This is a genomic window from Sphingomonas sp. NFR04 (genome assembly GCF_900114095.1).
Classification (GTDB): domain Bacteria; phylum Pseudomonadota; class Alphaproteobacteria; order Sphingomonadales; family Sphingomonadaceae; genus Sphingomonas.
Genome location: NZ_FORV01000001.1, coordinates 273,701 through 286,501 on the forward strand (window position 1 = coordinate 273,701; position 12,801 = coordinate 286,501).

Consider the following 12,801-nt stretch of genomic DNA (forward strand, 5'->3'; position numbering starts at 1 on the left):
ATTTGCGATGGCGTGGAGGCAAAGGTGACCGAGAAGAGCGGCGCAGACATCCTGATCGAGGCTTTGACCGATCTCGGGGTGGAAGTCGTGTTCGGCTATCCGGGCGGTGCCGTGCTTCCGATTTACGATGCCCTGTTCAAGCAGGGCCGGATCAAGCACATCCTGGTCCGCCACGAGCAAGCCGCGACCCATGCAGCCGAAGGCTATGCCCGTTCGACCGGCAAGCCGGGCGTCGTCCTCGTCACCTCGGGCCCGGGGGCTACCAACGCGATCACCGGCATCACCGACGCGCTGATGGATTCTATCCCGATGGTCGTCATCACCGGCCAGGTGCCGACGGCGCTGATCGGCACCGACGCGTTCCAGGAAGCGGACACCGTCGGCATCACCCGCCACTGTACCAAGCATAATTACCTCGTGAAGCGGCCGGAGCTGCTGGGCGCGACGGTCCATGAGGCGTTCCACATCGCCACCTCGGGCCGTCCGGGCCCGGTTGTGATCGACATCCCCAAGGACGTCCAGGTCGCCACCGCGCGCTACGAGGCGCCGGGCCCGATCCAGCACAAGACCTATCGCCCGCAGACCGAGCCCGACGCGGCGAAGATCCAGGAAGCGGTGGACATGCTGGCGGCGGCCGAGCGTCCGATCTTCTATACCGGCGGCGGCATCATCAATTCCGGGCCGGAAGCCACGCGCCTGCTGCGCGAATTGGCGGCGCTCACCGGTGCGCCGGTCACCTCCACGCTGATGGGCCTGGGCGCCCTGCCCGCCTCGTCGGACCAGTGGCTGGGCATGCTGGGCATGCACGGCACCTATGAAGCCAATATGGCGATGAACCAGGCCGACCTGATCATCGCGGTCGGCTCGCGCTTCGACGATCGCGTCACCGGCCGGCTGGACGCATTCGCGCCGAACAGCCGCAAGGTCCATATCGATATCGATCGGTCGAGCGTGAACAAGAATGTCCGCGTCGACCTGCCGATCATCGCCGATTGCGCCCGTGCGCTCGACGCGATGGTGGCGAGCTGGAAGGCGCGCGCCCATCCCAAGCCCGATCTGGGCGAATGGTGGAGCCGCATCCAGGGCTGGCGCGCCCAGCGCTGCCTCGACTTCCCCGAGGCGGGCGAGACGATCATGCCGCAGCGGGCGATCCGTGCGCTGTACGAGGCGACCAAGCACCGCGCGCCGATCATCACGACGGAGGTCGGCCAGCACCAGATGTGGGCGGCCCAGCATTTCGGCTTCGAGGCGCCGAACAAGTGGCTGACCAGCGGCGGTCTCGGCACGATGGGCTATGGCCTGCCGGCGGCGATCGGTGCGCAGCTGGGCAATCCGGACGATCTCGTCATCGACATCGCCGGCGAGGCCTCGATCCAGATGAACATTCAGGAACTTGCGACCGCTACGCAATATCGGCTGCCGGTGAAGATCTTCATTCTCAACAACGAATATATGGGCATGGTCCGCCAGTGGCAGGAGCTGACCTACCAGTCGCGCTATTCGGAGAGCTATTCCGATGCGCTGCCCGACTTCGTGAAGCTGGCCGAAGCCTATGGCTGGAAGGGCATCCGCATCGAGAAGCGCGCGGAGCTGGACGACGGCATCCAGGCGATGCTCGACCATGACGGCCCGGTGCTGGTCGATTGCCGCGTGGCCAAGCTGGCCAATTGCTTCCCGATGATCCCGTCGGGCGCGGCCCATACCGAGATGCTGCTCCAGGCGAGCGAAGTCTCCGGCGAAATGGACGACGAGGCCAAGGCGCTGGTTTGACCGGAACATAGGTCCGCTCCTGACAGGGCAGGATCGAAGGGGTAGAAATGCACATCAAGGAAGAAGCCATCGAGCGCCACACGCTGGCGGTCATCGTCGATAACGAGCCCGGCATCCTCGCGCGGATCGCCGGCCTGTTCACGGCGCGCGGCTACAATATCTCGTCGCTCACCGTGTCGGAGGTCAGTGACGACGATCTGATCAGCCGCATCACCATCGTCACTTTCGCGTCGGCGCCGGTGATGGAGCAGATCATCGCCCAGCTCGATCGGCTGGTGCCGGTGCACAAGGTGGTCGATCTCACGGCCAAGGGCGAGCATGTCGAGCGTGAGCTGGCGCTGATCAAGGTTGTCGGCACCGGCGATCACCGGATCGAGGCGCTGCGCCTCGCCGAAGTGTATCGCGCCCGCGTGGTCGATGCGACCATCTCCAGCTTCGTCTTCGAGGTCACCGGCACGATCGACAAGATCGACAAGTTCGTCGAACTGATGCGCGAAGTGGGGCTGGTCGAAGTCGCCCGCACCGGTATCGTCGCGATCTCGCGCGGCCGCGAAGCCGCCTGACATTTTCCGCGCACCCGCGCACCGCAGATTTGAAAGGGAAGAATACCACCATGCGTGTCTATTATGATCGCGACGCCGATCTGAACCTGATCACCGACAAGAAGATCGCCATCCTCGGCTATGGCAGCCAGGGCCATGCGCACGCGCAGAATCTGCGCGATTCGGGCGTCAAGGAAGTCGCGATCGCGCTCCGCCCGGGTTCGGCCTCGGCCGCCAAGGCCGAAGCGGCCGGCTTCAAGGTGCTGCCGAACAAGGAAGCGGCCGCCTGGGCCGACATCCTGATGATCCTGGCGCCCGACGAGCACCAGGCCGCGATCTGGGAGGCCGATCTCAAGGGCAACATGAAGCCGGGTTCGGCGATCGCCTTCGCGCATGGCCTCAACGTGCATTTCGGCCTGATCGAGCCGCCGGCGGACATCGACGTGATCATGATCGCCCCCAAGGGCCCCGGCCATACCGTGCGCAGCGAATATGTCCGCGGCGGCGGCGTCCCCTGCCTCATCGCGATCCACCAGGACGCCTCGGGCAACGCGCATGACGTGGCGCTGGCCTATGCGTCGGGCGTCGGCGGCGGCCGCTCGGGCATCATCGAGACCAACTTCCGCGAAGAGTGCGAAACCGACCTGTTCGGCGAGCAGGCCGTGCTGTGCGGCGGCGCGACCGCGCTGGTCCAAGCCGGCTTCGAAACGCTGGTCGAGGCGGGCTACGCCCCCGAAATGGCCTATTTCGAGTGCCTGCACGAGCTCAAGCTGATCGTCGACCTGATGTATGAGGGCGGCATCGCCAACATGCGCTACTCGATCTCGAACACCGCCGAGTACGGTGACATCAAGACCGGTCCTCGCATCATCACCGAAGAGACCAAGAAGGAAATGAAGCGCGTGCTCGCCGACATCCAGTCGGGCCGCTTCGTGAAGGACTTCGTGCTCGACAACCGCGCCGGCCAGCCCGAGCTGAAGGCCAGCCGCATCGCCGCCAAGCGCCACCAGATCGAGCAGGTCGGCAGCGAGCTGCGCGCGATGATGCCGTGGATCGGCGCCAACAAGCTGGTCGACCAGTCGAAGAACTGATCACAAGCGGAAACACTCGGTTGCCGGCTGCGCACTAGCTTTGCGCGGCCGGCGGCCTCATTACGGGAGCGACGCAACCACCCCGAAGGGAACATCCATGCGCGCTCTCCTTGCTCTCGCTCTTTTCGCGGCCGCTCCGGTCGCCTTCGCCCAGGAACTGCCCGGCCAGGCCGACGCCAGCCGCGTTCCCGCCGGCACCTATGCGGTCGATACCGGCCACACCCAGGTCGACTTCACCGTCAACCACTTCGGCTTCAGCCAGTTCACCGGCCAGGCCGGCGGCGCGACGGGCTCGCTGACGATCGATCCGGCCAAGCCGAACGACGCCAAGCTGGACATCACCATCCCGACCAGCGGCATCGTCACCACCGTCGCGGCGCTCGACAAGCACCTGGCTTCGCCGGACTTCTTCGATGCGGCCAAGTATCCGACGATCCGCTTCGTCTCGACCAAGGTCGTCGTCAGCGGCACCAAGGCGCAGATCACCGGCGACCTGACGCTGCACGGCGTCACCAAGCCCGTCACGCTCGACACCACGCTGGTCGGCGCGGGCACCAACCCGATGATGAAGAAGCTGAACTTCGGCTTCGAGGCGACCACCACGATCAGCCGCAGCGCGTTCGGCATGGACAAATATGTCCCCTTCGTCTCGGACGAAGTGAAGCTGCACATCAACGCGGCGTTCTCGGCCAAGTAAACCCTTGGTTTAGTTGCCCTGCCCTCCTGCCTGCGCCACCACCGGCGCGGGCAGGAGAACGGATATGCAGGACCAGGAAGGCCGCGACGGCGCCAAGCGAGTCGAGGCGTTTTCGGATGGCGTGATCGCCATCATCGTCACGATCATGGTGTTGGAGCTGCACGCGCCCGAACGGCCCGGGCTCGCTGCGCTGGCGGCGCAATGGCCCGTCTTCCTCGCCTATGCGCTCAGCTACGCCTATGTGGCGATCTACTGGGTGAACCACCACAAGCTGTTCCAGTTCGCCACCCGCGCCGGCAACGCGCTGCTCTGGTCGAACATCGTGCTGCTGTTCACCCTGTCGCTGATCCCCTTCGCCACCGCCTATCTCGGCGAGCAGCATTTCAGCGGCGAGGCGACCCTGCTCTACATGCTGGTGATGCTCCTTCCCTCCTTCGCCTATAATTGGCTGCAGCGGGTGATCCGGCGTACCGGCGCCCAGTCGGCCGAAGCGCAGCGCTACCACCGCCGCACGCTGCGCAAGAGCATGCTTGCCTGCGGCCTGTACCTGGCGGGCCTCGCCGTAGCGATCGCCTCCCCCGCCGCCGGCCTTGCCTGCGCCGCGCTCGTCGCGCTGCTCTGGTGCCTTGCCGACGGGCCGCTCGATCGGCTGTTCGAACGCTGAGCTTGGGTTGCACCTGTAGCCACTTTGCTGTTTCTGCGGTCCGAACCCGCCATGCGCGGCGAAAGGACAGACAGACATGCACGAGCATCACCATGACCCCATAGACGGTGACATCGTCGCCCCGCCGCCCAAGATCCCCGTACCCGAGCATGTCGCCGAGGCGATCCGCACCCTGATCCGTTGGACCGGCGACGATCCCGATCGCGAGGGCCTGCTCGACACGCCCCAGCGCGTCGCGCGTGCCTGGAAGGAATATTGCGCCGGCTATGGCGAGGATCCCGCCCACCACCTTTCGCGCGTGTTCGAGGAAGTCGGCGGCTATGACGAGATCGTGCTGCTGAAGGACATTCCCTTCCAGTCACATTGCGAGCACCACATGGCACCGATTACCGGCAAGGCATCGATCGCCTATCTGCCCAGGAATCACGTTGTCGGCATCTCCAAACTCGCGCGCGTCCTCCACGCCTTCGCCCGCCGCCTGCAGGTGCAGGAGCGGCTCACCGCGGAAGTGGCCGATTGCATCTGGAACCACCTCCACCCGGTGGGGGTCGCGGTGGTGATCGAGGCGCAGCATGGCTGCATGACCGGTCGCGGCGTGCGCACGCCGGGCGTGGGCATGGTCACCAGCCGGATGATGGGCGTGTTCCGCGAGGACGAGCGCAGCCGCGCCGAAGTGCTCAAGCTGATGGGCTATTGATGCCGAAGCGGGTGCTGGTCACGGGCGGTGCACGACGGATCGGCGCGGCGATCAGCCGGGGCCTGGCCGCGCGCGGCTGGGCGGTAGCGATCCACCACCATCACGCGCCCGACGAAGCCGAGGCGTTCGCCGCCGAACTGCGCGCGGGCGGCGCTACGACCGCGATCGTCTGCGCCGAGCTTGCCGACCCGGTTGCCCCCGCCGCGCTGGTGGAGGCGTGCCGCACCGCGTTCGGCGCCCCCCTCGATGCGGTGGTCAACAACGCCTCGCTGTTCGCCTATGATCAGGCGCCGATCGCCGACTATGCGCTGCTCGACCGGCACATGCATGTGAACCTCGCGGCACCCGTAGGGCTCGCCATGGCGCTCGCCGCGCAGGCCGATCTGGCGGAGGGCGCCGTCGTGAACCTGCTCGACCAGAAGGTGGGCAACCTCAATCCGGATTTCTTCAGCTACACCTGCTCGAAGCTGGCGCTGCAGGGCGCGACGCACATGCTCGCGCAGAAGCTGGCGCCGCGGGTGCGGGTGAACGCGGTGTCCCCGGGCCTTACCCTGCCCAGCCTCGACCAGAGCGAGGAAGAATTCGCCCGTACCGGCACCCAGAACCTGCTGCGCCGCCCGGTCGATCCGGCTGACATCGCCGCGACGGTCGCGCATCTGCTCGAATGCCGCAGCATCACCGGGCAGAATGTCTATGTCGATTGCGGCCAGCATTTCCTCACGCGCGACAGCGACGTGATGTTTGAAGGACGCGAGACCCGCCCCGATGCCTGACTATGTGATCCATCTCGAAGCGCTGGAGGTTTCGATGGGCCTCGGCATCCATGCGCATGAGCGCGCCGCCCCCCAGCGCGTCCGCATCGACGTGGCGATGACCTGCCGCTATCCTGCGGTGCCCGAGGACCGGATCGACGCGGTGGTCGATTACGACTTTCTCCGCGAAGGCATCCACGCCCTTGTCCGCTCGCGCCATTTCGAATTGCAGGAAGTGCTGTGCGAGGAAGTCGCGGCGCTGGCGATGCGCGATCCGCGCGTCGTCCAGGTCCGCGTGCGCTCCGCCAAGCAGGACATCTACCCGGACGCGCGGGTCGGTTGCGAGGTGGTCCGTATTCTTACGAATATGCAGGAATAATCCCGAATCAGGGCATCTCGCCCCGATCCTCCCCCCTATAATCTACCGAAAGGCCTTCCCCGTCGAAGGTCCGCTTGGGGGACGCGTGCGCCTGTCACCAGAGGATCGTGGATGTCGATTGCAAGTTTCGTTCGCAACAGCGCCCTAGCCATGATGGCGCTTCTGGTTGTCGGCGGCTCGCTGGCGGCCTGGCGGCTGGATCGCATCCGCATGGGCGGCGAGGTGCAGCTGCAGCAGCAGGTCAATGCCGAACTGATCGCTGACATCCTCCCGCCCCCCGAATATATCATCGAGCCGTTCCTCGAAGCGACGCTGATCGCACGCAGTCCCGAAACGGTGGGCACGCATGCCGAGAAGCTGGAGGGGCTGCACAAGCTCTACCTGGAGCGCAACACCTATTGGCAGAAGGCACGGGTAGACGAGAGCCTGCGCAGCCAGCTGCTCCAGCAGGCGCACCCGGCAGCCCAGGCCTTCTGGAACGAGCTCGACCAGAACTTCCTGCCCGCCGCCCGCAAGGGCGACCGTGCGGCGGTGGAAGCCAGCTACGCCAAGCTCGCCGGCATCTACGAAACGCACCGCGCCGCGGTCGACAAGCTCGTCACCATGGCGCTGGCCGAGCAGCAGCGTGTCTCCGCCAGCGGCGCATCCGAATTCTACCTCGCCATCGGCATCGTGCTGGTGCTGGCGCTGATCGTCGGCGGCCAGGCGGCGCATTTCTACATCACCATGTATCGCCGGGTGCTGGAGCCCGTCGGCACGCTGTCCGCGCTCACCGATCGTCTCGCCAAGGGCGAAGTGGCGGCGATCCCCTATCAGGATCGCACCGACGAAATGGGCCGTATCGCCTCCGGGCTCGAACATTACCGCGCGGCCGCCGCCGCGCAGAGCGAGGCCGACGCGCGCAAGCTCGAGGAGCAGCGGGAAGTCACCGAGGTGCTCGGCAACGGCCTGCTGGCGCTGCGCGAAGGCGATCTCAGCCGCACGATCGACCAGCGCTTCCCGGCCGAATATGAAGTGCTGCGGCAGAACATCAACGAGGCGATCGCCTCGCTGCGCGCCCGCGTGCAGCTGGTCAGCGAGAGCGCCGACAATATCCGCAACACCTCGTCCGAGGTCGCGCACGGCTCCGAGGATCTGGCACACCGCACCGAAAAGAGCGCGGCCAATCTCGCCCAGGCGACCGAAGCGCTGGCGAAGATCGAGGAACGGCTGCGCGCCACGATGATCGCCGCCGACAACACAGTGAAGCGCGCCGGCGAGGCGACCACGGCGCTCCGCGACGGCCGCGGCACCACCGCCCGCGCCGTGCAGGCGATGGACCGCGCGAGCGGCAGCGCCAAGAATATCGACGGCGTGATCGAAGGCCTCGACAAGATCGCCTTCCAGACCCGCGTGCTCGCGATGAACGCAGCGGTCGAGGCCGGCCGTGCCGGCGAGGCGGGGCGCGGCTTCATGGTCGTCGCCGACCTCGTCGCCGCGCTGGCACTCCGCGCCGAGGACCAGGCCAAGCAGGCCCGCGACATGCTCAGCGAGACCCAGGCCGACATTCTCCAGGCCGCCGATGCCGTGCACGACACGGATACGGCACTGGATACGATCTCCGGCGACGTCGAGGCGGTGCACAACCTGATCGCCGCGATCGACCATGACAACCACGCCCAGTCGGCGGCGGTAAGCCAGGTCTCGACCGCAATGAAGGGCATGGACCTGGTGACGCAGCAGAACGCGGCGATGGTCGAGGAAACCTCGGCGGCGATCCGCAACCTGTCGAGCGAGGTCAACGCCCTCGCCCAGCGCGCCGGCGCCTTCCGCTTCGACCGCACCACTGGCACGCGCGCCGCTGTCCACACGGGTGAGCTGGCGACGGTGCACTGACCCCTACGGTCCTCCTCCGCCACGGCAGGGCGATCACGTTGGAAGCCACTGGTTTGCGGCTTCAAAATACCATCGTCATTCCCGCGAAGGCGGGAATCCATTGCCCTGAGCGCTGGGGGAAAGAACCTGGGCAACAGCGCCAATGGATCCCCGCCTTCGCGGGATGACGTCGTATTCTGGCCGGGTGCGATTGCCCTTTCCGCCAGGGGGAGGTGTCAGGCGCAGCCTGACGGAGGGGGAGGAAGCAGGACGGCTAGTTGGTCGCAGCCCTCCCCCTCCGTCGCCTTCGGCGCCACCTCCCCCTGGCGGGGGAGGATCACGATCCAGAAATCCTGGCCCGCCGGCGCAGCGCAACCGCTAATGCCCAAATACCTGGTCACCCCCGCTCGTGGGCAGGTCGACTCGCGACCATCCTCCCCCGCCAGGGGGAGGTGTCAGGCGCAGCCTGACGGAGGGGGAGGAAGTAGGACGGCTAGTTGGTCGCAGCCCTCCCCCTCCGTCGCCTTCGGCGCCACCTCCCCCTGGCGGGGGAGGATTTCGGGTCAGGCTCGGTTGGCGGCGCTGAGCACTGCGCGCACCGAAGCGGTGGCGATATCCGCATCGATGCCTACGCCGAACACGGTACGGCCATCCTCGGTACGGCACTCGACATAGGCTGCCGCCTGCGCATCGGCACCACCGCCGATCGCGTGCTCGCTATAGTCCACCACGTCGAACCGGGGCCCGGTGGAGCCCGCCAGCGCATCGACCACGCCAGAGATCAGGCCGTTGCCCCGTCCCGAGATCGACTGCGCAGCGCCATCGATCGAGATGCGCCCCACGAACACGCGGCTGCCCGCGGCGCCCGTTTCCTCATAATCGACCAGGGTGATCTGATCCTTTTCACCGGGCAGGTACACCCGCTCGAACAGGCCCCAGATATCGGCGGCGTTGAGCTCGCGGCTGGTCTCGTCGGCCAGTGCCTGGACGTGCTTGGAGAATTCGGCCTGCATCCGCTTGGGCAGCTTGAGGCCCTTGTCCTGCTCGAGCACCCAGGCGACGCCACCCTTGCCCGACTGCGAATTGACGCGGATCACCGCCTCATAGTCGCGGCCGAGATCCTTGGGATCGATCGGCAGATACGGCACATCCCAGACCTGGTCGTTGCGCGCCGCCTGGGAGGCGAAGCCCTTCTTGATCGCGTCCTGGTGGCTGCCCGAGAAGGCGGTGAACACCAGGTCGCCGGCATAGGGGTGGCGCGGATGGACGGGGAGCTGGTTGCAATATTCGACGGTCTGGATCACCTCGTCGATGTCAGAGAAGTCGAGACCGGGGTTGAGCCCCTGGGTGTACATGTTGAGCGCCAGCGTCACCAGATCGACATTGCCGGTGCGCTCGCCATTGCCGAACAGGCAGCCTTCGACGCGGTCGGCACCCGCCAGCAGGCCCAGTTCGGACGCAGCAACGCCGGTGCCGCGGTCGTTATGCGTGTGCAAGCTGATGACGACGCTGTCGCGGTTGCGGATGTTGCGGCCAAACCATTCGATCTGGTCGGCATAGATGTTGGGCGTCGCCGCCTCCACCGTCGCCGGCAGGTTGAGGATCAGCGGGCGCTCCGGCGTCGGGCGCAGGATGTCCATCACCGCCTCGCAGACCTCGACCGAGAAATCGAGCTCGGCGGTGGAGAAGGTCTCGGGGCTATATTCGAAATGCCATTCGGTATCGGGCTGCTTGGCGGCTTCGTCGCGCAGTACCTTGGCGCCCTCGATGGCGATCTGGCGGACTTCGTCGCGGCTCATGCCGAACACGATGCGGCGCCAGGCGGGCGAGACCGCGTTGTAGAGGTGGACGATCGCCTGCTTGGCGCCCTTCAGCGACTGGAAGCTGGTCTCGATCAGGTCGCGGCGCGACTGGGTGAGCACCTGGACGATCACGTCGTCGGGCACCTTGCCTTCGCGCACCAGCCCGGAGATGAAGTCGAACTCGGTCGCCCCCGCGCTCGGGAAGCCGACTTCGATTTCCTTGAGGCCTACCTTCACCAGCAGTTCGAAGAAGCGCGTCTTCTTCTCGCCGTCCATCGGATCGATCAGCGCCTGGTTGCCGTCGCGCATGTCGGTGGAGAGCCAGCGCGGCGCCTTGGTGATGGTGCGGCTGGGCCATTGGCGATCGGGCAGATCCACCTGGGGGAAGGGACGATATTTGACGCTGGGATCGCGCAACATGGGCCGTGTCTCTCTTCAAGGTCTGGCCGCGCCTAGCGCAGCCGTGATGCGATAGGGAAGTTCCGGTTTGCCCTTAGGGGAGACGCGCGCGTGCGAAATCGGCCCCTAAGGGCGGATAAGTCGCAGGGTAAGGCGCAGGGCGTCGATCACCGGATCCATGTGCCGCAATTGTCGGATTTTGTCCAGCTTGGACTAAACACCTGCAAAACAAGGGAGCTTTTGCGATCTTGATCTGTTATTAACCAATATACGCCGAAGAAGCGTGCTCGCAGGAGAGGATTTCCATGCTGCAGCTCGTCTATATCAGTTCCGCCAATCCGGCCGCCCCATGCCCTACGCAGGACATACTGACCGTCTCCCGCCGCAACAACGCGCGCGATCGGATCAGCGGCCTTCTCTACGCGGATGGCGGCCGCTTCCTCCAGGCGCTCGAAGGCCCCGAGGACGCGGTCGAAGCGGCCTATGCCCGCATCAACCGCGATCCGCGGCATCGTGCGATCGTATTGCTCTCCCGCCGGATCGTCGATCGGCGCGAGTTCGGCCACTGGGAAATGGCGCATCGCGCACCCGGTGCGGACGCAGCCGGCTTCTTTGCGGATGTCCAACGGCTTACGGCGGGCGCGTCGCCGGACGTCCGCGGCACCTTCGAAGGGCTTGTCCAGGCTCGCGTCCTGGCCTGAACGCGCAATATTACTGCGTCTTCCCCGCAAAGTGTTGCCCGGCTGCACCACCGCAGCGCCGCAAAACAGCGGTTCGCCGCGCTTCGGTGCGGTCTGCGCTGGACAGAAGCCGTTTCGCACGATCAAAGGCGTACAGGGGCGTGCATCACCGCACGAACCGCAGTACATCGTTGGTTGCGACAAGGGGGAGGAAGCCTCTCAATCCCGAGGCGCTGACGAAGGAATAGCCCCAATAAGGGGTACGAACAGGAGTTAGACACGATGGCCGAGACCAAAGCACGCGGTGGCATTGCCAAGCCGGTTACCCCTTCGCCCGAACTGGCGAAGATTGTGGGCACCGCCGATCTGCCGCGCAGCGAGATCGTCAGCAAGGTGTGGGAATATATCAAGAAGAACAACCTGCAGAACCCTGCGAACAAGCGCGAAATCCTGGCCGACGACACGCTGAAGCCGATCTTCGGCGGCGACAAGGCCACCATGTTCGAAATGAACAAGCACCTCGCCAAGCACGTCAAGTAAGCGAGGACGTAGCGGCCTGTTCGGGCCGCGCGAACAGCAAGAGGGGCAGGCATCCAGGGTTGCCTGCCCCTTTTCTTTTTCGAGATGTGGGAGACTGTTCCCGATTCGCCCGCGTCAGTGCGCCAGCACCAGCGGCACGGGACTTTCGACCAGCATCCGCCGCGTCACCCCGCCGAATGCCGCTTCAAGGAAGCGGCTGTGACCGAACCCGCCCATCACCAGATAGGCAGCCTTGAACGCCCCGACGACGCCGAGGATCGCGCCGCCCACCGTATCGGTCTTGGGCACCACCTGCACCTCCGGCCGGATACCGTGGCGCGACAGATATTCCGCTGCCTCCGCCGCCGGTAATCGCAGCGAACCTTCGTCGACCACCAGGATCGTCACCGTCCCAGCGTGCTTGAGCAGCGACACCGTCGCCTGCAGCGCCGCCTCGGCCGTGCGCGAACCGTCCCACGCCACCACCGCATGGCCGTAGAGATCGAACCCCAGCGTCTTTTCCGGCACCGCGACGATCGGCTTGCCGGTCTTGAGGATGGTATCGCAGATCAGGTCGCGCATGTCCGGATAGTCGACCTTGTCGAGCTCGCGGTTGAGCACCACCAGGTCGGCGAGCGCGGTCGCGTCGCGCAGGCATTCGCGGGCGAAGCCGGTCGCGTCCACCCAGTCATAGGGCACGTCCTCGATCTTCAGCCGCCCTTCCATCCGCACGCGGTTGGCCGCTTCGCGGGTCTGCTCGTCGGCGAGCAATGCCGCACCGCCGCCGAATTCGACATAATCGCCGACATAGGCCGGCACCATCGCGATATCGACGCAGCGCAGATGCCCTTCCAGCCCGCGCGTCAAGTCGAGCGCGGCCTGGAACCGCGCCTCCTGTCCGGCGTCGTCATGCATCAGAACGAGTATATTCTTCATGGTCGCCTCCATTTCATCC

The 12,801-nt window shown here is 65.8% G+C and carries 13 protein-coding genes; 11 read left to right on the forward strand and 2 right to left on the reverse strand.

What is annotated here, in order from left to right; translation table 11 throughout:
- The first annotated feature begins 24 nt into the window (after window positions 1-24).
- From BM009_RS01265 to BM009_RS01305, 9 genes are all read left to right on the forward strand, one after another.
- Window positions 25-1,770 carry an acetolactate synthase 3 large subunit gene (locus BM009_RS01265; RefSeq protein ID WP_093294547.1) on the forward strand — a complete coding sequence of 582 codons (1,746 nt, stop codon included), beginning with the start codon at window positions 25-27 and terminating at the stop codon, window positions 1,768-1,770.
- Between the two features lie 47 nt (window positions 1,771-1,817).
- The gene (gene ilvN / locus BM009_RS01270; protein WP_093292974.1) at window positions 1,818-2,333 is read left to right on the forward strand and encodes an acetolactate synthase small subunit; all 516 of its coding nucleotides are present in this window, start codon (window positions 1,818-1,820) and stop codon (window positions 2,331-2,333) included.
- 50 nt (window positions 2,334-2,383) lie between these two features.
- Window positions 2,384-3,403, forward strand: a complete 1,020-nt coding sequence (gene ilvC / locus BM009_RS01275) for a ketol-acid reductoisomerase (RefSeq protein WP_093292976.1) — start codon at window positions 2,384-2,386, stop codon at window positions 3,401-3,403.
- A gap of 97 nt (window positions 3,404-3,500) precedes the next feature.
- Complete coding sequence (locus BM009_RS01280) at window positions 3,501-4,100, forward strand: YceI family protein (protein WP_093292978.1); 600 nt, start codon at window positions 3,501-3,503, stop codon at window positions 4,098-4,100.
- 64 nt (window positions 4,101-4,164) lie between these two features.
- Window positions 4,165-4,764: a TMEM175 family protein gene (locus BM009_RS01285; protein WP_093292980.1), complete on the forward strand. Its 600-nt coding sequence runs from the start codon at window positions 4,165-4,167 to the stop codon at window positions 4,762-4,764.
- Window positions 4,765-4,840: 76 nt separating this feature from the next.
- The gene (gene folE / locus BM009_RS01290; RefSeq protein WP_093292982.1) at window positions 4,841-5,461 is read left to right on the forward strand and encodes a GTP cyclohydrolase I FolE; all 621 of its coding nucleotides are present in this window, start codon (window positions 4,841-4,843) and stop codon (window positions 5,459-5,461) included.
- Window positions 5,461-6,234, forward strand: a complete 774-nt coding sequence (locus tag BM009_RS01295; protein ID WP_093292984.1) for an SDR family oxidoreductase — start codon at window positions 5,461-5,463, stop codon at window positions 6,232-6,234. Before folE ends, BM009_RS01295 begins: the two co-directional genes overlap by 1 nt.
- Window positions 6,227-6,592, forward strand: a complete 366-nt coding sequence (locus BM009_RS01300) for a dihydroneopterin aldolase (RefSeq protein WP_093292986.1) — start codon at window positions 6,227-6,229, stop codon at window positions 6,590-6,592. Before BM009_RS01295 ends, BM009_RS01300 begins: the two co-directional genes overlap by 8 nt.
- Before the next feature lie 150 nt (window positions 6,593-6,742).
- Window positions 6,743-8,467: a methyl-accepting chemotaxis protein gene (locus BM009_RS01305; protein ID WP_254772100.1), complete on the forward strand. Its 1,725-nt coding sequence runs from the start codon at window positions 6,743-6,745 to the stop codon at window positions 8,465-8,467.
- A 542-nt stretch (window positions 8,468-9,009) separates the two neighbouring features.
- Here the strand turns inward: BM009_RS01305 and leuA are convergent.
- Entirely contained in the window at window positions 9,010-10,668 is a 1,659-nt protein-coding gene (gene leuA, locus BM009_RS01310) for a 2-isopropylmalate synthase (protein ID WP_093292990.1), read from the reverse strand.
- A 284-nt stretch (window positions 10,669-10,952) separates the two neighbouring features.
- On the opposite strand from leuA, the gene BM009_RS01315 reads away from it, so the two are divergent.
- Both BM009_RS01315 and BM009_RS01320 read left to right on the forward strand, forming a co-directional pair.
- Window positions 10,953-11,348: a BLUF domain-containing protein gene (locus BM009_RS01315; RefSeq protein ID WP_093292992.1), complete on the forward strand. Its 396-nt coding sequence runs from the start codon at window positions 10,953-10,955 to the stop codon at window positions 11,346-11,348.
- A 261-nt stretch (window positions 11,349-11,609) separates the two neighbouring features.
- A complete protein-coding gene (locus BM009_RS01320; RefSeq protein ID WP_010543335.1) occupies window positions 11,610-11,867 on the forward strand; it encodes an SWIB/MDM2 domain-containing protein in 258 nt (85 codons plus the stop codon).
- A 114-nt stretch (window positions 11,868-11,981) separates the two neighbouring features.
- Here BM009_RS01320 and BM009_RS01325 read toward each other — a convergent pair whose 3' ends face one another.
- On the reverse strand, window positions 11,982-12,782 hold the full coding sequence (locus tag BM009_RS01325; RefSeq protein WP_093294549.1) for a universal stress protein: 801 nt from the start codon (window positions 12,780-12,782) through the stop codon (window positions 11,982-11,984).
- Window positions 12,783-12,801 lie beyond the last annotated feature (19 nt).

What these genes read in the sequence shown, in the direction of transcription:
- BM009_RS01285 (WP_093292980.1), top strand. Translation starts at nt 4,165, where the DNA reads ATGCAGGACCAGGAAGGCCGCGACGGCGCCAAGCGAGTCGAGGCGTTT.
- BM009_RS01295 (WP_093292984.1), top strand. Translation starts at nt 5,461, where the DNA reads ATGCCGAAGCGGGTGCTGGTCACGGGCGGTGCACGACGGATCGGCGCG.
- BM009_RS01305 (WP_254772100.1), top strand. Translation starts at nt 6,743, where the DNA reads ATGATGGCGCTTCTGGTTGTCGGCGGCTCGCTGGCGGCCTGGCGGCTG.
- leuA (WP_093292990.1), bottom strand. Translation starts at nt 10,668, where the DNA reads ATGTTGCGCGATCCCAGCGTCAAATATCGTCCCTTCCCCCAGGTGGAT.
- BM009_RS01320 (WP_010543335.1), top strand. Translation starts at nt 11,610, where the DNA reads ATGGCCGAGACCAAAGCACGCGGTGGCATTGCCAAGCCGGTTACCCCT.
- BM009_RS01325 (WP_093294549.1), bottom strand. Translation starts at nt 12,782, where the DNA reads ATGAAGAATATACTCGTTCTGATGCATGACGACGCCGGACAGGAGGCG.
- folE (WP_093292982.1), top strand. Translation starts at nt 4,841, where the DNA reads ATGCACGAGCATCACCATGACCCCATAGACGGTGACATCGTCGCCCCG.
- BM009_RS01300 (WP_093292986.1), top strand. Translation starts at nt 6,227, where the DNA reads ATGCCTGACTATGTGATCCATCTCGAAGCGCTGGAGGTTTCGATGGGC.
- ilvN (WP_093292974.1), top strand. Translation starts at nt 1,818, where the DNA reads ATGCACATCAAGGAAGAAGCCATCGAGCGCCACACGCTGGCGGTCATC.
- BM009_RS01280 (WP_093292978.1), top strand. Translation starts at nt 3,501, where the DNA reads ATGCGCGCTCTCCTTGCTCTCGCTCTTTTCGCGGCCGCTCCGGTCGCC.
- ilvC (WP_093292976.1), top strand. Translation starts at nt 2,384, where the DNA reads ATGCGTGTCTATTATGATCGCGACGCCGATCTGAACCTGATCACCGAC.
- BM009_RS01315 (WP_093292992.1), top strand. Translation starts at nt 10,953, where the DNA reads ATGCTGCAGCTCGTCTATATCAGTTCCGCCAATCCGGCCGCCCCATGC.